The sequence below is a fragment of the Nonomuraea sp. CA-218870 genome, from assembly GCF_050936535.1.
GTDB classification, from domain to species: domain Bacteria; phylum Actinomycetota; class Actinomycetes; order Streptosporangiales; family Streptosporangiaceae; genus Nonomuraea; species Nonomuraea corallina.
In genome coordinates this window covers 5659697-5678652 of sequence record NZ_JBNJMN010000001.1, presented here as the reverse complement: position 1 = coordinate 5678652, position 18956 = coordinate 5659697, and the positions used below count along the sequence as shown (strand labels likewise).

At 73.7% G+C, this 18956-nt stretch carries 16 protein-coding genes; 9 read left to right on the top strand and 7 right to left on the bottom strand.

The genetic code is table 11. The features are described 5' to 3' along the window. Window positions 1-14: 14 nt before the first annotated feature. The 5 genes from ACQEUU_RS27150 to ACQEUU_RS27130 form a co-directional block, all read right to left on the bottom strand. Window positions 15-830, bottom strand: a complete 816-nt coding sequence (locus ACQEUU_RS27150; protein WP_433071133.1) for an MOSC domain-containing protein — start codon at window positions 828-830, stop codon at window positions 15-17. A gap of 66 nt (window positions 831-896) precedes the next feature. Further along, window positions 897-3056 carry a protein kinase domain-containing protein gene (locus ACQEUU_RS27145; protein WP_433071130.1) on the bottom strand — a complete coding sequence of 720 codons (2160 nt, stop codon included), beginning with the start codon at window positions 3054-3056 and terminating at the stop codon, window positions 897-899. 137 nt (window positions 3057-3193) lie between these two features. Next, a complete protein-coding gene (locus tag ACQEUU_RS27140) occupies window positions 3194-4591 on the bottom strand; it encodes a DUF1116 domain-containing protein (protein ID WP_433071127.1) in 1398 nt (465 codons plus the stop codon). Beyond that, window positions 4588-6024: an FdrA family protein gene (locus ACQEUU_RS27135; RefSeq protein WP_433071124.1), complete on the bottom strand. Its 1437-nt coding sequence runs from the start codon at window positions 6022-6024 to the stop codon at window positions 4588-4590. The genes ACQEUU_RS27140 and ACQEUU_RS27135 overlap by 4 nt, the downstream gene beginning before the upstream one ends. Continuing rightward, a complete protein-coding gene (locus ACQEUU_RS27130) occupies window positions 6021-6890 on the bottom strand; it encodes a DUF2877 domain-containing protein (protein ID WP_433071121.1) in 870 nt (289 codons plus the stop codon). The genes ACQEUU_RS27135 and ACQEUU_RS27130 overlap by 4 nt, the downstream gene beginning before the upstream one ends. Window positions 6891-7021: 131 nt before the next feature. Between ACQEUU_RS27130 and ACQEUU_RS27125 the strand changes: the two genes are divergently transcribed. From ACQEUU_RS27125 to ACQEUU_RS27090, 8 genes are all read left to right on the top strand, one after another. After that, window positions 7022-8629, top strand: a complete 1608-nt coding sequence (locus ACQEUU_RS27125; RefSeq protein ID WP_433071118.1) for a PucR family transcriptional regulator — start codon at window positions 7022-7024, stop codon at window positions 8627-8629. Between the two features lie 11 nt (window positions 8630-8640). Continuing rightward, window positions 8641-8844: an RNA-binding S4 domain-containing protein gene (locus tag ACQEUU_RS27120; RefSeq protein WP_433071115.1), complete on the top strand. Its 204-nt coding sequence runs from the start codon at window positions 8641-8643 to the stop codon at window positions 8842-8844. 162 nt (window positions 8845-9006) lie between these two features. Then, window positions 9007-10365, top strand: a complete 1359-nt coding sequence (locus tag ACQEUU_RS27115; protein WP_433071112.1) for a uracil-xanthine permease family protein — start codon at window positions 9007-9009, stop codon at window positions 10363-10365. Further along, window positions 10362-11237 (top strand): FAD binding domain-containing protein, encoded by an 876-nt coding sequence (locus ACQEUU_RS27110; protein WP_433071109.1) that lies wholly within the window; start codon window positions 10362-10364, stop codon window positions 11235-11237. Before ACQEUU_RS27115 ends, ACQEUU_RS27110 begins: the two co-directional genes overlap by 4 nt. Further along, complete coding sequence (locus tag ACQEUU_RS27105) at window positions 11234-11716, top strand: (2Fe-2S)-binding protein (protein WP_270154682.1); 483 nt, start codon at window positions 11234-11236, stop codon at window positions 11714-11716. The genes ACQEUU_RS27110 and ACQEUU_RS27105 overlap by 4 nt, the downstream gene beginning before the upstream one ends. Beyond that, window positions 11713-14061, top strand: coding sequence for an aerobic carbon-monoxide dehydrogenase large subunit (gene cutA / locus ACQEUU_RS27100; RefSeq protein ID WP_433071106.1), 2349 nt, complete (start codon window positions 11713-11715; stop codon window positions 14059-14061). Before ACQEUU_RS27105 ends, cutA begins: the two co-directional genes overlap by 4 nt. A 13-nt stretch (window positions 14062-14074) precedes the next feature. Further along, window positions 14075-15193: a leucine-rich repeat domain-containing protein gene (locus tag ACQEUU_RS27095; protein ID WP_433071103.1), complete on the top strand. Its 1119-nt coding sequence runs from the start codon at window positions 14075-14077 to the stop codon at window positions 15191-15193. 41 nt (window positions 15194-15234) lie between these two features. After that, window positions 15235-15678: a hypothetical protein gene (locus tag ACQEUU_RS27090; protein ID WP_433071100.1), complete on the top strand. Its 444-nt coding sequence runs from the start codon at window positions 15235-15237 to the stop codon at window positions 15676-15678. On the opposite strand, the gene cydB is transcribed toward ACQEUU_RS27090, so the two are convergent. Together cydB and ACQEUU_RS27080 are read right to left on the bottom strand one after the other, a co-directional pair. Continuing rightward, window positions 15672-16562, bottom strand: a complete 891-nt coding sequence (gene cydB, locus ACQEUU_RS27085) for a cytochrome d ubiquinol oxidase subunit II (RefSeq protein ID WP_433071097.1) — start codon at window positions 16560-16562, stop codon at window positions 15672-15674. The two genes, ACQEUU_RS27090 and cydB, sit on opposite strands and share 7 nt — an antisense overlap. 10 nt (window positions 16563-16572) lie before the next feature. Then, a complete protein-coding gene (locus tag ACQEUU_RS27080; RefSeq protein WP_433071094.1) occupies window positions 16573-17916 on the bottom strand; it encodes a cytochrome ubiquinol oxidase subunit I in 1344 nt (447 codons plus the stop codon). Window positions 17917-18194: 278 nt separating this feature from the next. Here ACQEUU_RS27080 and ACQEUU_RS27075 point away from each other — a divergent pair, with 278 nt between their 5' ends. Then, entirely contained in the window at window positions 18195-18926 is a 732-nt protein-coding gene (locus ACQEUU_RS27075; RefSeq protein WP_433071091.1) for an SRPBCC family protein, read from the top strand. Window positions 18927-18956: the final 30 nt, after the last annotated feature.

Sequence of the window (18956 nt, the reverse complement as noted above, 5' to 3'; positions counted from 1 at the left end):
AGGCGCTTTCAGGACTACAGCACCGTGACGGGATCACCCCGCCTGATCGTGCCCGTGCCGTCGGGGATCAGGTTGACGCCGAACCACACCTTGCCGTCCCACTTGCGATGCCGGCTCAGCGTGCGGATCGGCTCCTTGCCCTTGACGTACGTGTCCGGGTCGACGGTCGTCAGCACACACCGGTCGCATCCCTTGACGGCCCGGAACTCCACCTCGCCGATCCGCAGCCGCCGCCAGGAGTCCTCGGCGAACGGCTCGCCGGCGCCCTCCACCACCACGTTCGGCCGGAACCTGCGCATGTCCAGCGCCCCGGGAAGCTCCTCACCGCGCTCGGCGGCCGTCTCCCGCACCCAGTCGTCCAGCCGGGCCAGCGAGGCCGTCGTGGTCAGCAGCAGCGGAAAGGCGTCGGCCAGGCTCACCCGGTCGTCCGCCCGGCCGTACGCGGGATCGACCGGACGGCGGGTCGGGTCGTCCAGCCAGGCCAGCCGCGCGGGACGGCCGAGCAGCGCCGCCATCCAGGCGGCGGCGTCGTCCCCGCAGTCGGTGACCTCCACCCGGTCCCCTCCCATGGCGGCCGTGAGCCTGCGCGAGGTCGGGGTGACGCGCAGCGGCTCGGCGTGCGGGCCGCTGAGCTTGATCGTGGAGCCGTCGGGCCTGGCCACGCAGGCGAGCATGATCGGATGTTCGCGGGCGGTGAGCGGCTCGCCACGCTCGTCCACGACGAGGTAGCGCCGGTCGCCGGCCAGCCCCCACGGCCGCACCCCGGCCTCGGCGGCCTCGTGGCCGGACGTCGATTTGACGGGATAGAAGAAGACGCTCCCCAGTCTCATGCCCAGACCGTACAGCACCCTCCTCCTCGGGGGACGCCCGTCCCGCACGGCCTCCCGGGGGCCCGCTCAGGAGGACTGGCGGAAGGTGTCGAAGAAGACCCTGCGCGCCTCGGCCTGGTCGTCCCAGACGAGTTCCGGCATGTCGAACGTGATGGTGAAGGCCGTCTCCTCGTCCACGGTGACGAACCGGGTGAGCGCGTGCATGGGCACCTCGTTCGCGCTGGCGTAGGTGTACTCCCAGTCGGTCGCCTTCCAGCCGCGGTAGTCGACGTTCTGCAGCTGCACCTGGATGTAGCCGTCCTTGCCGCCGTCCGCCTCCTCGCGGGTCAGCTCCGACAGGCCGCCGTCGTCCCTGGGCGTCACCTGGGTGACGACCAGCCGGATGCCCGAGTCCTTCGGCCCGGTGATCGTGGTCTGGCCGCCCGACGAGCTCACCTTCCAGCCCTCCGGCACGCCGGCGCTGAACCCCGGCGGGGTCTCCTCGGTGTACCCGTCGGGCACCGGGGCGGCCTCGGCCGGCGTCGGGACGCCGCCGGCGATCGAGAGCGGGGCCGGCGAGGGCTCGTCCGAGCCGATCGACGCGAGGATCATCAGCGCCGCCACGACGGCGACCACGGCCGCCACGGCGGCGACGATCAGCAGCGGCGTCGGGCGTCCGTCGCGCACCCACGCGTTGCCGCTCTCCTGCGGCCTGCGCCTGCCGGCGGCCGCGGTCCGGTTCGGCCCGCCGCCGGGCAACTGGGCCAGGCGGCTGCGGCTGACGTCCCTGGACAGCCGGTGCGACTGGTCGCGCAGGTCGTCGTCGGTGGCCGGCGGCCAGCGTGAGGACACGCCCGCGCTGCGGCTGTCACTGGTCAGCGGCAGGATGGGCGGCGCGGCCCGGTCGTCGGGGCCGCCCGGCCGCGCGGCCCGGTCCAGGCCGGGGTACGACGGGCCGTCCGGCATCGCCCCGGCCGGGCCCCGCGCGTCCTGGGGCGGCATCGGGTACGGGCCCGACCCGCTGCCCGGCCCGGGACGGGCGCCCGGCGCCGGGTCCGACAGCGACCGCGGCGACGCCGGGCCGCCGAGCCCGGGAAGGGAGTGCGGGCCCGAGGCGAACGCGTCGAAGTCCGGCCTCGGCACCTGGTCCGTCCGGTGGGCGCCGGACGGGCCAGACATCGCGTCGTACGGCATCGCGTACCCGCCCGACAGGCTGCCGTCCGGGTCGTACGGGACGCGCACCGGGCCCGAGGGCGTCTCCACGATCCGCGAGGGCAGCGGCCCGGACGGCGGCTCCAGCGGCGGCAGCAGCCCAGCGGGCGTCGGCTCGTCCGGCGCGGGCAGCGGCGCCGGCGTCTCCGGGTTGCGCGGCCGCGCCGAGCCGTGCGCGAGCAGCACCCGCTCCAGCAGGCCGGTGGCCTCGTCGGCGGTCAGCCGCTCGGCCGGGTTCTTGCGCAGCAGCCCCTCGACCACCGGCAGCAGCGCGCCCGCGCGCTGCGGCCTGGACGGCTCCTGCGTCAGCACCGCGCCGAGCACCGCGACCGCGTCCGGCCCCTCATACGGGGGCCGCCCCTCGACGGCCGTGTACAGCGTCGCCCCGAACGACCACAGGTCGGCCGCCGCCGAGATCGGCTGTCCCGACAGGCGCTCCGGCGGGATGTAGGCGGGGGAACCCATGAGCAGCCCGGTCTGCGTGATCGTGACGTCGCCCTCGACGGCGGCGATGCCGAAGTCGGTCAGCACCACCCGGTCGGCGGTGAGCAGCACGTTGCCCGGCTTGATGTCGCGGTGCAGGATCCCGGCGGCGTGCGCGTGCCGCAGCGCGTCCAGCACCCGGATGCCGATCTCGGCGGCCTGGACCACCGGCAGCGGGCCGCTCTGGCGCACCGCCTGCTCCAGCGACCAGGCGCGGACCAGCTCCATGACGATCCAGGGACGGCCGTCCTCCTCCACCACGTCGTGCACGGTGACGATTGCCGGGTGCTGCAGCCGCGCGGCCGACCTCGCCTCGCGCAGCACCCGCCGGTGCGCCGCCTGCTTGCCCGCGTGGTCCAGCCCGAACGGCAGGATGAGCTCCTTGACCGCCACGTCCCGGTCGAGCAGCACGTCATGGGCGTGCCACACCATGCCCATGCCGCCCCTGCCGACGGGGGACATCAGCCGGTAGCGCCGGCCGATGAGCTTGCCCTGGCTCTGTGGGGCGCCGCCCTCGGCGCCGGGGCCGCTGAGCACGCGGTCGGCTGCCATGTCCCGCCCCCATCTCCAGCCTCAGAAGTCACACAAAGTCGCAACGTAGTTGCACGTTATGGGATTCGCCACCATATAGGCAGTCAATCGGTGAGGGAACCGCGGCGCCGTTTTTCGGGGGTTGACGTGCTGTTTCGCTATACCTCGAAAGGATCGATGACAGCTTCTGACAGCGCCTGTAGAGCCGCCGTGAACGCCTCCGCCGGAGGGCTGACGAGCCCCGCGCCGACCTGCCCGGTCCCCGCGACCCGGCCCGCGATCCCGGTGTTCACCACCGGCAGCAGGCCGGTCCTGGCGACCAGGGTGACGTCGATCCCGGTGGGCGTGCCGCGGAAGCCGAGCCCCGGGATCTGATAGGCGGGATGCTCCGCCATCGTGATCTCGTACATGGACCGGGTGGCGGCCACCGCGTCCGCGACCTCGCCGCCCACGAACCGGACGATGGCCGGGGCCGCGGCCATGGCGAACCCGCCCAGCCCCGACGTCTCGGTGATGGTCGAGTCGCCGATGTCCGGGTTGGCGTCGCCTGGCCCGTACGCGCCCAGGTACAGCCCGTCGGGCACCCCGGCCGGCCCGGTGAACCACCGCCCGCCGAGCCCCGACACCTGCACCCCGAAGTCCGTGCCGTTGCGGGCCATGGCGACCACCAGGGTCGAGCCGGGGACGTCCCGGGCCGCGTCGGTGCTCACCTTGGCCGCGGCCATGCCCGCGTTGAGGAAGAAGTGGTCGTTGCCGGCGATGAAGCGCAGCACGTCCGAGGCGTTGCCCGGGGCCGCGTCCGAGACGGCCGGGGCCAGCTCGCGCAGCAGCAGCGAGGTCGCCGCCCGGTTGCGGTTGTGCAGCTCGTCGCCCATCTGCAGCGCCTGCGCGATCAGCGAGCGCAGGTCCACGGGCCCGGCCAGCTCGACCGCCGCCGACAGCGCCGGGCCGAGCACGGTGTCCATCCAGCGCAGCCGGTCCAGCACCTCGGGCCCGTACGCGCCGTACCGCAGCACCTTGCCCAGGCCCTCGTTGAGCGAGCAGTACGCGGTGCCGCCGTGCTCGTCGTCGCGCACCTCGAACAGCCACATGGACGGGCTGACGACGCCCGCCATCGGGCCGACGGCCGCGTGGTGGTGGCACGGCTCCAGCCGCACCTCGCCGGCGGCGAGCCGGTCCGCCGCCTCCCGCTCGTCCCGCGCGTACCCCTCGAACAGCATCGCGCCGACGAGCGCGCCGCGCATCGGCCCCGACGCCCGCTCCCACGTGATCGGCGGGCCGGCGTGCAGGAAGGCGGGCCCGGCCGTCCGCAGCACCTCGGAGGCGCGCCGCACCCCGGTCAGCAGCGGCCTGGCCGAGGTGAGCCGGCGCACCGCACGCTCGTTGGCCGCCTGCCTGCGGGGATCGGCGAGCACCCTGGCCAGGGCGTCGGCGGTGCCCGCCAGGGGCGGGCGCCAGGAGACGCCGGTCACGGCGGCGGCCTGCTCGCGCAGCGCGTCGGCGAGCAGACCGGCGCCGGCCGTGATGACGCGGGGCGGGCCGTCGAGCAGGGTCATGGCAGGTCCCCGGGATGGATCGACGTGGAGTGGATCGACCCGGAGTGGATCGACGCGGCGTGGCGGGCGGCCTGCGCGTTGGAGGCGAACACGGTGGCGCCGGCGTCGCGGAAGGCCGCGGCCTGCCGGCGCAGGTCCTGCGGGTCGGCCTCGGTGCCGATCAGCGCGACGACCACGGCGGCGGCGGGCAGGGCGGCGACCGCGGGCGCGAGCGTGGCGGCGGGGTCGGGGTCGGCGGCGTGGCCGAGCACCACGTCCATGAGCACCACGCCGTCCCGCGGGACCCGGCGCAGGGCCTCCAGGCGGAGGGTGGGGTCGATCATCGGGTGGGCGCGGCCGCGGGTGTAGGCGTCGTCGCCGTAGTCGGTGAACGCGCCGGTGCCGGCGATCAGCGCGGCCTCGGCGCACAGGGTCCCGCCCGAGTAGACGCCGACCAGCGCCCGGCTCCCGGCGGACGTCAGGCCGGAGGGCCCGGGGTCCCCGTCGTCCGCCGTCTTGGTCCGCCGGCCGGAGCCGTCCCAGCAGGGCCAGGCGGGCACCGGGCGGCCGAGCGCGCGCAGCGCCGCCTCCGCGGCGGTCGTGAGGTCGGCGCCGGAGCCGAGCAGCGCCTCCACCACCGGCGTGCGCAGGGACGCCACGACCTGCCGCACCTGCTCGGCGACTCCCGGGTCCGGCGGTTTGGAGACCAGCACGATCAGCTCGGTCGCCGGGTCCTCGTCCAGCATGCGCAGCGCCCGCACGGTCGATCGGCCGCCGACCGCCGCCGACAGGTCCCTGCCGCCGACGCCGAGCACGTGGCTGACGCCGGTCCCGGCCAGGTCCAGCAGGCAGCCGACCTGCTGGGCGCCGGTCCCCGACGCGGCCACCAGCCCGACGGGCCCCGGCCGCAGCACGTTGGCGAACCCCAGCCCGACCCCGCCGACCACGGCCGTGCCGCAGTCGGGGCCCATGACGAGCACGCCGCGTTCGTCCGCGCGCTCCTTCAGCAGCCGTTCCTGCTCGACCGGCACGCCGTCGCTGAACACCATGACGGGCAGCCCGGCCTCGATCGCGTCCATCGCCTCGGCGAAGGCGTGCTCGCCGGGCACCGACACCAGCGCCAGGTCGGCGCCGCGCCGGGCGGCCGAGCGGGTGGTGAGCGGCGGCTGTTCGCCGTCCGGCCCCGGGCCGGCCGAGGACAGGGCCGCCAGGTGGCGGTCCAGCTCCTGCTCCGCCGTCGTGGTGTCCGGCCCGCGCAGCGCGACGAGCAGGTCGCCGGGGTCCGCGGCGGGCAGCGTGAAGCCGAGGTCACGGGCCAGCTCCAGGTTGAGCTCGGTGGCCATGGCGACGACGGCCACCTCCGTCCCCGGCAGCCCGGACAGCGCCCTGCTCACGCGCATCAGCGCGACGGAGTCGTGGTAGACGCCCTTGCGCAGGAAGACCGCGTCGCTCATCCCCGTCCTCCCCGGGCGGCCGGTCCGCTCAGCGCCCGTACGGTCTCCAGCCCGATGGCGACGCCCTGCGCCAGGTCGGCGCCCGAGGTGTGGCCGAGCCCGCACAGCCGGCGCAGCGCCGGCTCCAGCGGCTGCCGACCGGCCAGCCCGCGCAGGGCCGCGATCACCTCCGGGCAGGACTCGCCGCGCGCCGCGCAGTGCAGCAGCGTCGCGGAGATCGGCGTGGTACGGGTGCGCGCGTCGAACGTGACGGTCGCCGCCAGCCACCCGGCCAGGTCGAGCGCCCGCGCGGCGCCGGTCGCCCGGCCCAGGTGGCGCAGCGTCACCAGCAGCCCGGCGAGCACGTCGTCGCCGCTCGGCGTGAGCCCGGGGCCGAGGCCGACCAGCCGCTCGGCCGCGGTCACCGCGCCGAGCAGCCATCCGGAGGCGCAGCTCGCCGCCAGCAGCTCGATCGCGTCGTTGCCGGCCAGGCCGGGCTCGCCGCACCCGGCCAGAGCCGACGGGGGCGGCAGCGCAGCCGGGTCCACCTCGCCCAGCGGCGGCGCCGGATCCCACCAGCGCCGGGCGCGCAGGCTCAGCCCGCCCAGGTCGACCGAGCCGTCCCCCACGAACGCCTCGTCGCCCATCGTGACCCGCGGCAGAGTTCCGGCGAGCAGCACCGCGTTCGGCAGCCGGGTGGCGGCCCCGGTCACCACGGCGATCACCGACGGCTCCAGCTCGGTCCTGATCTCCAGGTAGACGCCCGCGGGGAACGCGGCGAGCACCCGGGCGGGCCGCCTCGGGGACTCCAGGACCGGGCGCACCGCGGCGCTCGCGGCGCCCGTGACGTGCGTGCGTACCCGCCTCGCGTGAGTGCCGACCGTCACCGGACCTCCCCATCGACCTTGGACCTGACCGTAGAACGGGCCCGGCAACCCTCCGTACGGAGAAATTTGCCAACAGTCAGCGGGAAGACTGGCTCTTCCTGACAGACGGTATGTCGGTCCACAATCTGTACATGGAGCCCCCGGTCCGTCTTGCCAGCACCGGAACGATCATCCACGGCGTGTCCGTCGGGGAGCTGCTGGGCGTGTCCACGCTCGCGGAGGCCCGGCTGCTCGCGGGGGAGAGCGGGCTGGGCCGCGTCGTGCAGCGCCTCAACGTCATGGAGGTGCCCGACATCCTGGCCTGGGTGAAGCCGCACGAGCTGCTGCTCACCACCGGCTATCCGCTGCGCAACACGCCGCAGTCGCTCGGCCGCCTGGTGACCGACCTGGACGACCGGGGGCTGGCGGCGCTGGCCATCAAACTCGGGCGGTACGTGGACGAGCTGCCGCCGGAGATGGTCGAGCAGGCGGACCGGCTCGGTTTCCCGCTCATCCAGCTGCCGAACGACGTCGGTTTCGACGACATCCTCAACCAGGTGCTCACCGACATCCTCAACCGTCAGGCGGCCGTGCTCGTCCGCGCCGAGGAGGCGCACCGCGCGCTCGTGCAGGTCGTGCTGGCCGGCGGCGGGCTGGACGAGGTCACCGCCGAGGTGGCGGCGCTGCTGGACGTCTCGGTCGCCGCCGTCGACGGCCGCGGCCGGGTGCTGGCCTCGGCCGGGCAGCACGAGGCGGCGCTGCGCGAGATCCTCGGCCGTGAGGGATCCTCGGGCGCGGCCGGGTCCGGGTCGCCGGCGTCCGGCTCCCGCGTCTCGGCGTCGGTGCCGGTGATCGCGGGCGGGCACCACCACGGCCGCATCGTCGCCTACAGCCCCACCGGGTCCATGCGTGACAGCGACGTCGGCATCCTGGAACGGGCCGCCACCGTGGCCGCCCTCGCCGTCACCCGGCAGGAGGCGGTGCACGCGGTCGAGAGCAAGTACCGCGCCGACTTCCTGCGCGACGTGCTCACCGGCAGGGCCGGCTCCATCGAGCGGGTGGCGGCCAGGGCGCGGGCGTTCGGCTGGGACCTGGAGCGGTCGGTGACGGTGCTGGTGGCCGAGCTCGACCCGGACGGCGACGAGCGCACCGCCCAGGACCGGCTGGTGACGTGCTGGACGGCGGCGATGCGGCGGCACGACCCGCGCGGCGCCGTGGCCGGCTTCTCCCACGAGGTGGTGGCGGTGGTGGACGCGTCGGTGGACGCCGCCCGCGTCGCCAGGGACGCCGCCTCCGCCTTCGCCGACTCGCCGCCGGTGACGTTCTCCACCGGGACCTCCCGGCCCAGCCGGGGCCCCGACACGTTACCGGAGGCCTACTCCCAGGCGCTCAAGGCGGCCCGCGTCGGCCGGCAGCTGCACGGGCCCGGCGCGGTGGCGCACTTCGACCAGCTCGGCGTCTACCGGCTGCTGTCGCTGGTCAACGACACCGACGAGCTGCACGCGTTCGTCCGCGAGACGCTCGGGCCGCTCGCCTCCGACGACGACGCCGAGAACGCCGACCTGCGCCGCACCCTCCAGGTTCTGCTGGAGACGAACCTCAACGTCGCCGAGACCGCGCGCAGGCTGCACTTCCACTACAACACCCTGCGCTACCGCATCGGGAAGCTGGAACGGCTGCTCGGCAACTTCACCGACGACCCGCACCTGCGCCTCAACCTGACCCTGGCCCTGCACGTGCTGCGCATGCGCGGCATCTAGGCTTGGCAGGCGTGGACTTCGAACTGCGCTCCGACTACATCCCGCTGTGCGACCTGCTCAAGTACTGCGGCGTCACCGAGACGGGCGGCATGGCCAAGATGCTGATCTCCGAAGGCATGGTGGAGGTGGACGGCGAGGTGGAGCTCCGCAAGACGGCCAAGATCCGCGCCGGTCAGGTCGTCACCGGCGACGGCTTCGCGATCCGGGTCCACTGACCCCGGCCTGGACACCGAGACGATCACTTCGGCCCGCCGGCGGATGTGCGCGACCGGACCACTGGTCAACCGGTCAGATTTGGCAGATCATGCCCGTGTATCAGCACGCCTGCTGGCCTAATGTGCCCGCCAAGCAAGCGGCCCGGTGGAAAAGGGGTTCACATGGCATTCGGGTGGACCAAGCACGGCGACGGCAAGCATCTGGCTCCCGGCGAGGTGGTGAGGCCGGACGAACGGCTGAGCTGGCCGCGCATGGTGGGGTTCGGCGCCCAGCACGTCGTGGCGATGTTCGGCGCGACCTTCGTCTTCCCCATCGTGATGGGGCTCAGCCCGAACATGGCGATCATGATGTCCGGGGTCGCGACGATCCTGTTCCTGCTGATCGTCAAGGGGAAGGTGCCCAGCTACCTGGGCACGAGCGCCTCCTTCGTGGGCGGCGTGCTGGCGATCCGCGCGCTGTTCGGCGGCGACTCGCCCGAGGCCAGCTCCGTCGTGGTGGGCGCGATCCTCGTGGCCGGGTTCGTACTGGCGCTGATCGGCCTCGCGGTCCACTTCCTCGGCGTCCAGATCATCAACAAGATCTTCCCGCCGCCGGTCACCGGCGCGGTGGTCATGCTCATCGGGTTCGGGCTGGCGTACGTGGTCGCGGACGTCTACTGGCCCAAGGACCAGTGGATGGCCCTGATCACCATGCTGATCACGTTCGTCGTCGTGGTGGCGTTCAAGGGCTTCGTCGGCCGCATCGCCATCCTCGTCGGGCTCGTCGCCGGCTACGTGCTCTCCTGGGCCGCCGACCGGGTCTTCGGCATGGTGCCCGCCTACGACGACGGCGCCGTGCAGGTCGCCGCGCACTTCCGGGTCGACCTCAGCGGGGTGGCCGAGGCCGACTGGTTCGGGCTGCCGCCCGCCACCTGGCCCAGCTTCGAGACCTCGGCCGTGCTGCTGGTCCTGCCCGCCGTCATCGCGCTCGTCGCGGAGAACATCGGCCACGTCAAGGCCGTCGGCGAGATGACCAAGACGGACCTCGACCCGTACATGGGCCGGGCGATCGCCGCCGACGGCGTCGCCACCGTGGTCGCCAGCTCCGTCGGCGGCTCGCCGACCACCACCTACGCCGAGAACATCGGCGTCATGGCCGCCACCAAGGTTTACTCGACCGCCGCCTACTACATCGCCGGCGTCATCGCGATCGGGTTCGGCCTGATGCCCAAGTTCGGCGCGCTGGTCTCGGCCACTCCGGAAGGCGTGCTGGGCGGCATCACGGTCATCCTGTACGGGATGATCGGCCTGCTCGGCGCCAAGATCTGGATCGAGAACAGGGTGGACCTCGCCGATCCGGTCAACATGGTTCCGATCGGCGCGGGCATCATCCTGGCGATCGGACCGGTGAAGCAGTTGATCAGCAGCGACTTCAGGCTTGAGGGCATCGCGCTCGGCACCGTCGTGGTGGTGGGCGGCTGGCACCTGCTGCGGGTCATCGCCCGCCGCACCCCCGAACCCGTCAGGATCGAGGCCGGGTGAAGCCGCCGCCGTTCGAGTACCACGCCCCCCGCGACCTCGGCGAGGCGCTGGAGATCCTGGCCGGGGCGGGGGCGGGCGGCAAGGTGCTCGCCGGCGGCCAGAGTCTCATCCCGATGCTCAACATGCGGATCGCCGCCCCGGACCACCTGGTCGACATCAACCGGCTCGGCGAACTGAGCTCGATCGACGCGGGTCCCGGCGGCGTCACGGTGGGCGCGCTGGCCCGCCACGCCGAGGTGGAACGGGCCGCCCCGCACCCGCTCATGGTCCGGGCGCTCCGGCTGGTGGCCCACCCGGTGATCCGCAACCGGGGCACCGTCGTGGGCAGCCTCGTGCACGCCGACCCGGCCGCCGAACTGCCCGCCGTGCTCGCCGTGCTCGACGGCTCGGTGCGGCTGGCCCGCCGCGCGGACGGCGGGCCGGGCGGGGTGGTGACCAGGGACGTGCCCGCGAGCGCGTTCTTCACCGGCCCGATGGAGTCCGCGGCCGAGCCCGGCGAACTGGCCGTCTCCGCGTTCTTCCCCGCGCTGCCGCCGCGCACCGGCACCGCGTTCCGCGAGGTGGCCAGGCGGCACGGCGACTACGCGCTGGCCGGGGTGTGCGCGGTGGTGACGCTGGACGAGGACCTGCACATCAGCGCCGCCAGGGTCGGCTGCGTCGGCGTCGGCCCGGTGCCGGCGGTGGTCGACGTGACCGGGGCGTGCGAGCGCCGGCCCGCCGCGACCGTCGACTGGCCGCGGGTCGCCGCGGCCGTGCGCGAGCGCGCCGAGCCTGACGGCGACGTGCACGCCTCGGCCGCCTACCGGCTCCACCTGGTCGGGGTGCTGGCCGAGCAGGCGCTCAAGGACGCGGCCAGGGAGGCGGCGGGATGAGCCGGGAACACGAGATCACCCTCACCGTGAACGGCGCCGCGCACCGCGTGCGGGTGCCGGGCAGGCGGCTGCTGTCCGACTGCCTGCGCCACGACCTCGGCCTGACCGGCACCCACGTCGGCTGCGAGCACGGCGTGTGCGGCTGCTGCACGGTGCTGCTCGACGGCCGGCCGGTGCGCTCCTGCCTGATGCTGGCCGCCACCGCCGACGGCCACGAGATCACCACCGTGGAAGGGCTGGCCGGGCCGGACGGGATGTCCCCCGTGCAGCGGGCCTTCGCCGACTGCCACGCGCTGCAGTGCGGGTTCTGCACGCCGGGCTTCCTCTGCACGGTCACCGCGCTGCTGGAGGAGAACCCCGAGCCGACCGACGAGGAGGTGCTGGAGGGCATCTCCGGCAACCTGTGCCGGTGCACCGGCTACCAGAACATCGTCAAGGCCGTGCGCCGCGCCGCCGAGCTGAAGGCGGAGGAGTCATGACCACCAGGCTGTTCGGCGAGCCGGTACGGCGCCGCGAGGACCCCCGGCTGCTCACCGGGCAGGGCCGCTACCTCGACGACCTGGGCTCCGGCGCGCCGGCCGCCGCGTTCGTGCGCTCCCCGCACGCGCACGCCCGCATCCGCGACATCGACGTCACCGCCGCGCTCGACGTCGACGGCCTGATCGCGATCTACACCTGGGAGGACCTGCCCGAGCGGGTCGGCCGGCCGCTGCCGCTGCTCATCCCGCACCCGGCGCTCACCCACGGCCGCACCGCCTACCCGCTGGCCAAGGAGGTGGTGCGGCACGTCGGCGAGCCGGTCGTCATGGTCGTGGCCGCCGACCGCTACCTGGCCGAGGACGCCTGCGCCCTGATCGAGGTCGACTACGAGCCGCTCAAGCCGGTCGTCGGCGTCGAGGACGCCGTTCAGGGCGGCCACCTCGTGCACGAGGACGTGCCGGGCAACGTCGGCGCCCGCCTGGTGCAGGAGGTGCCCTCGGCGGCCGGGCTGAGCGCCGAGGAGATGATCGACTCGGCCCCGCACACGCTGTCGTTCCGCCTCGACATCGAGCGCAGCGCCGCCACCCCGCTCGAAGGACGCGGCGTGTACGCCCGCTGGGACGGCGCCGACCTGCGCGTCTACTCCAGCACCCAGACCTCCACCAGCGTCCGGATGGCCGTCGCCGCCGCGCTCGGCCTGCCGCTGACCAACGTCGAGGTGATCGCGCCCGACGTGGGCGGCGGGTTCGGGGTCAAGATCGTGCATCCGTGGCCTGAGGAGATCCTGGTGCCGTGGGCCGCCATGCGGCTGGGCCGCGAGATCAAGTGGACCGAGGACCGGCGCGAGCACTTCGTCTCCTCCGCGCACGAGCGCGGCCAGGTGCAGCACGTGCGGGTCGGGTTCGACGACGAGGGCCGGGTGCTCGGCCTGGACGTGCGCATCCTGCACGACCACGGCGCCTACACCCCGTACGGGATCATCGTGCCGATCGTCACCTCGACCCAGCTGCTCGGTCCGTACAAGCTCGGCGCGTACCGGGTGGAGTTCTCCTCCGTCTACACCAACACGGTGCAGGTCACCCCGTACCGGGGCGCGGGCCGCCCGCAGGGCGTGTTCTGCATGGAGCGGACGATGGACAAGATCGCCCGCTACCTGGGCAAGGACCGCACCGACGTGCGCGCCGCCAACTTCATCCAGCCCGACGAGTTCCCGTACGACCAGCGCATGACCTTCCAGGACGGCCGGCCGCTCATCTACGACAGCGGGAACTACCCCGAGATGCTCCGCCTGCTCAAGGAGCTGATCGGCTGGGACGACTTCGAGCCCGCCCCGAACCGGGGCATCGGCGTCGGCTGCTACGTCGAGGGCACCGGCGTCGGCCCGTACGAGGGCGGGCACGTGCAGGTCACCTCCGACGGGCGGGTGCACGTCTCCACCGGGCTCACCTCGCAGGGCCAGGGCCACCAGACCGTGTTCGCCCAGATCGCCGCCACCGAGCTGGGCGTGCCGATCGAGCGGGTGTCCGTGGTCACCGGCGACACCCGCAGGTTCGGGTACGCGGTCGGCACGTTCGCCTCCCGGGCCGCGGTCATGAGCGGCAACGCGATCGCGCTCGCCTGCCGCAAGGTGCGCGAGAAGGCGCTGCGCATCGCCGCCGACGCGCTGGAGGCCAACCCCGCCGACCTGGAGATCACCGACGGCGTGGTGCACGTGGTGGGCGACCCGACGGCGGCCGTCCCGCTCTCCACGGTCGCGGTGCTGGCCAACCCGCTGCGGTACGCCTTCGACGACGAGGCGGCCAAGGCCACCCAGTTCGCCGGCGCCTCCTCGCCCGACCGGCCCCCGGTCGCCGAGGGTGACGAGCCGGGGCTCGAGGGCCGCGACTACTACTCGCCGATCCGCTCCACCTTCGCCGCCGGCATGCACGCGGCCGTCGTGGAGACCGACCCGCTCACGGCCGAGATCAAGGTGGTCCGGTACGCGGTCGTGCACGACTGCGGGCGGCTGATCAACCCGATGATCGTCGAGGGGCAGATCCACGGCGGGGTGGCGCAGGGCGTCGGCGGCGCCCTGTACGAGCGGATGGTGTACGACCCGCACGGGCAGCTCGTCAACGCCTCGTTCATGGACTTCCTCATGCCGTACGCGACCGAGATCCCGCACATCGAGACCGGCCACCTGGAGACCCCGTCCCCGCTGAACCCCCTGGGCATCAAGGGCGCGGGGGAGGCGGGCGTCATCCCGGTGTCGGCGGTGATCGCCTCGGCGCTGGAGGACGCGGAGGACGTCGAGATCGACCGCATGCCGATCTCCCCGTCGGAGCTTTTCGACCTGCGCGGCTGACACCATGGGCCGCATGCGTCCGGACGCCGCACCCGGCCCGGGGCCTCAGGTCACCGCGGCCGGACCCGCGGCCGGACCCGCGGCCGGACCCGCGGCCGGACCCGCGGCCGAGCTGCGGGCGGCCGGCGCCGGGCTGACCCGGTTCCCCGGCGGCGCGGCCGGGCTCGCCGGGGTCCGGCTCGTGGACCTGGCCTGGAACGAGCTCGCCGAGCTGCCCGCCTGGGCCGGGGAGCTGCCCGCGCTGGAGGAGCTGCGCCTCGACGGCAACCGCCTGCGCGCCCTGCCGGACCTGTCGCGCCTGCGCGCCCTGCGCGCCCTGCACGCCGACGGCAACCTGCTCACCGAGGTCCCGCGCCTGCCGCCCGGCCTGGAGACCCTCTCCCTGTACGGCAACGCCGTCGAGCGGCTCCCCGAGCGCCTCGGCGACCGGCTGCGTCACCTGTCCGCGGGCCGCAACCGGCTCACCGCGCTGCCCGCCGCGCTGTGGCGGCCGGCCCGGCTGGAGACGCTCAACGTCGCCGAGAACGCGCTCACCGAGCTGCCGCCCGCCGTCGCCGGCCTCACCTCGCTGCGCATGCTCGACGTCGGCCACAACCGGCTCACCTCCCTCCCGGCGGGGCTCGGCGACCTGCCGCTCACCGACTACCTGTACGCGAGCGACAACCTGCTCACGGAGGTGCCCGCCGCCCTCGGCCGCCTGGACCGCCTGGCCTACCTCGGCCTCACCGACAACCGGCTGCGCTCGCTCCCCGAGACGCTGGGCCGGATGGCGTCCCTGGTCGAGCTCAGGCTCTACGGCAACCGGCTGGAGTCGCTCCCCGGGAGCATCGGCGGCCTGAGCCGCCTGCGGGAGCTGCACCTGAGGGGCAACCGGCTGACGGCCCTGCCCCCGTCCGTCGCCGGGCTGACCGAGCTGCGCGTCCTCGACCTGCGCGACAACCTGCTGATGGAACTGCCCGCCCTGTCGCGGCTGACCCGGCTCCGCCATCTCGACCTGCGCAACAACCGGCTGCGCCGGCTGCCCGAGCTGCCGCCCGCCCTGGACAAGCTCGACCTGCGCTGGAACAAGCTCGACGGCGACCCGCCCGCGCTGCGCGACCTCGCCGCACGCGGCTGCGTCATTCTCCGCTGAGCCGGGTGAACCCGCGCCGCGACCGCTGCGTACCTCCGCACATGACGACTTATCCACGTCTGGCCGCCTACACGCTGCTGGCCGGGCTCCTCGTCGCGTGCACCCCCGGCGGAGGGGACGGCGGCTACGTCGCCGCGGGCCGGCAACAGGCACAGGCGCAGCCCCTCACCGTGGAGCAGCTCGCCGACAAGGTCGGCTGCGACCCCCGCATCCAGGTAGACGCCGCCGACATCCGCACCGGCTACTGCAAGACGGACGACGGCGAGTTCTTCGTCAGCACCTTCGCCACGGAGGGCGGCAAGAACGACTGGATGGACCAGGCCCCCGAGTACAAACCGCACCTCGTCGGGCCCAAGTGGACCGTGCTCGGCGACCTGGAGGTGCTGGAGGCCCTGCAGGTGCCGCTCGACGGCGACCTCCACCTGACCGACCACCGCGTCAGCGAGACCCCGGCCCCGGGCGACGAAGCCGGGACCGGCTACTGAGCGGCCGCCGCGACCGGGCGGACCCGCTTCCTGAAGACCCAGTACGTCCAGCCCTGGTAGCCGAGCACGAACGGCAGCGCGATCAGGCCGATCCAGCTGAGCATCGTCAGCGTGTACGGGCCGGAGGCCGCCTCGGCCAGCGTCAGCCCCGGCAGCGGGGCCGTCCGCAGCTCGGCGAAGACCGACACGGACACCAGCACGATCGTGCCCGCCATGGCCACGAAGGCCCAGCCCTCGCGGCGGCGCCACACCAGGGCGGGCGCGGCGGCCAGCGCGGCGATCGCGGCGATGGCCGGGATCGTGCCCATGCCCGCCAGCGCCACCACGCCGATCGGCAGCGTGACCGCGCTCAGCCCGAGTGCCGCCGACCTGGCCCGCCGCCGCACCGGCCCGCCGGTCTTCAGCGCCAGGAACACCGCGCCGTGCAGCAGGAAGACCGACAGCGAGAACGCGCCGCCCAGCAGCGCCGCCGCCGCGCTCCCGTACAGCAGGTCGGCGAAGACGGTGCCCCACACGAACGCCGGCATCGCGCTGCCGACCACGATGCCCAGGTCGCACCAGGTGGGGTTGTCGACCTTGCCGCGCCACTCCAGGCCGACGCCGCGCACGATCAGGCCGACCAGCACCAGCAGCACCGGCAGGTAGAAGCCGCTGAACATGCCCGCGTACCAGGCGGGGAAGGCGGCGAACATGGCGCCCACCGCGGTGATCAGCCACACCTCGTTGCCGTCCCACACCGGGCCGATGGTCTGCAGGCTCTGCCGCTGCTCCTCGCCGTTCCTGCTGACGAACGGCGCCAGCAGCCCCACGCCGAAGTCGAATCCTTCCAGGACGAAGTAGCCCGTCCACAGGAAGGCGATGATGATGAACCACAGGTCGATCACGGTCTGCACCTCAATACATGAGCGACGGCTGGAGCTTCTCGGCCTCGGGAGCGTGCTGGATCTCCTCGGGGCCCTTGCGTACGTGCCGGGCCAGCAGCACGGCCTCGGCCACGGTGAGCGCGCCGTACAGCAGCGTGAAGACCGTCAGGGAGATCGCCACCTCGGCCAGGCTCACGCCGGGGGAGACCGAGGCCGCCGTGAGCAGCTCGCCCGCGACCGTCCACGGCTGGCGGCCGATCTCGCTCAGCAGCCAGCCCGCCGTCACCGCGAGCAGCGGCAGCGGCAGCGCCAGCAGGAACAGCCGTGACAGCCAGGGCGGCATCGGCCGCCGCCGGCGGGTCAGCCAGAGCCCGAGCACCGACAGCCCGGCGGTCGCCATGCCGAACCCGATCATGAGCCGGAACGACCAGAACACGACCGTCTGGTCCGGCCGGTAGTCGCCGGGGCCGAACTCCTGCTCGAAGCGGCGCTGCAGGTCCTCTGTGCCCTGGACGACGGCGTCGGGGTCGTTGGTGGACAGGAAGCTGAGGACCTTGGGGATCTCGATGCCGGGGGCGACCGTGAACGGGGCCCCGGCGGTGTCGCGCTCCAGGCCCTCGGCGGCGGCCAGCTTCATCGGCTGCTGCTCGTACATGAGCTTGGCGGACAGGTCGCCGGTGCCGGCGACGACCGCGCCCGCGATCGCCGTCATGACCAGCGCGGCCCTGGCGGCGCCGCGCCACATCTCCGCCCGCGTGCGCAGCAGCCAGTAGCCGCACACCGCCAGGATGAACCCGCCGGCCACCACGAACGCGGCGGCCACCACGTGCGGCACCTGCGCGAGCGCGGTCGAGTTGGTCAGCACCGCCCACAGGTCGGTCATCCTGGCCTTCCCGTCGACCACCTCGTAGCCGACCGGGTGCTTCATCCAGGCGTTGGCGGCCAGGATGAAGTACGCCGACAGGTTCGAGGCCAGCGCGGCCAGCCAGATGGAGGCCAGGTGGAGGCGCTTCGGCAGCCGGTCCCAGCCGAAGATCCACAACCCGATGAACGTGGACTCCAGGAAGAACGCCAGCAACGCCTCCATGGCCAGCGGCGCCCCGAACACGTCACCGACGAACGTGGAGTATTCAGACCAGTTCATGCCGAACTGGAACTCCTGCACGATGCCGGTGACCACGCCCATCGCGAAATTGATCACAAAGAGCTTGCCGAAGAACTTCGTCAGCCGCAGGTAGTGCTCCTTCCCGGTGCGGTGCCACGCGGTCTGCAGCCCGGCCACGAAGATGCCCAGCCCGATCGTCAGGGGCACGAACAGGAAGTGGTACACGGTGGTCACCCCGAACTGCCACCGTGCGAGATCAAGTGCGTCCATATCCCCTCATCGGGTCGACGAGCTCTACGGCGTGTAGTACATCTACTCAAAGTAGTACTACAGCGTGTAGAGCAACGTGGTGCGATCTTCGTCACACCGGCCCCCTCGGCCTTCCGCGAAGCCTCTGCAACGATGCCGCCCGGACCCGCCCCGCCGCGTCACCCGCCGGGCTGATTTCCGGGTAAGCCCCCAGGTGGACGGTGATCACAGGGCGGCGCGCGGACGTTGGGCAGGTGTTGCCGTTATCCCGGCGGGCCGCGGCTTTCTAGAGTGACGGTGTGAAAGTCGCAGGCAGCGCCGTGATCGGCGTCGAGAGAGACCGCGTGTGGGCCGCCCTGCAGGATCCGTCGGTCCTGGTGTGCACCATCCCCGGGTGCGAGCGCCTGGAGGAGTGCGGGCCCGACACGTACCGGATGACCGTCAACGCCGGGGTGGCCTCGCTGAAAGGGGTCTACCAGGGCGAGGTGGCGCTGGCCGAGCCGACGGCGCCGGAGCGCTTCGTGCTGCGGGCGCGCGGCCAGGGCGCCCCGGGGACCGTGGACGCGACCGTCCTGGTACGGCTGAGCGAGGTCGACGGCGGGACCCGGGTCGACTACGACGCCGACGCCGTGATCGGCGGCATGATCGGCGGGGTGGGGCAGCGCATGCTGGGCTCGGTGGCCAGGAAGACGGCCGGCGAGTTCTTCGCCGCGGTCGAACGCCACCTCCGCACCGCGCCGCAGCCCTCGCAGGAGCCAGCCCCGGCCCTCCCGGCGGAACCCTCCGCGGACGCTCGGACGGAAGCCCCCGCGCAGCCCTCCCCGGACGCGGAACCCCCGGCGCAAGCCCGGGTCCCCGCCGGCGCCGTCGCCGCGGCGCGGGCGCCGGTCGTCTACGAGCGTCCCTCCGACGGTGGCAGGCGCCGTACGGAGACGCCGCCGTGGGTGATGCTGGCCGCCTTCGGGATGGGCGCCGGGGTGGCCCTGGGCGGCGCCGCCATCGGCTGGCTCTTCGGCCGCGCCCGCCGATGACCCCCGCCCGCCGATGACTCCGCCGGCCGG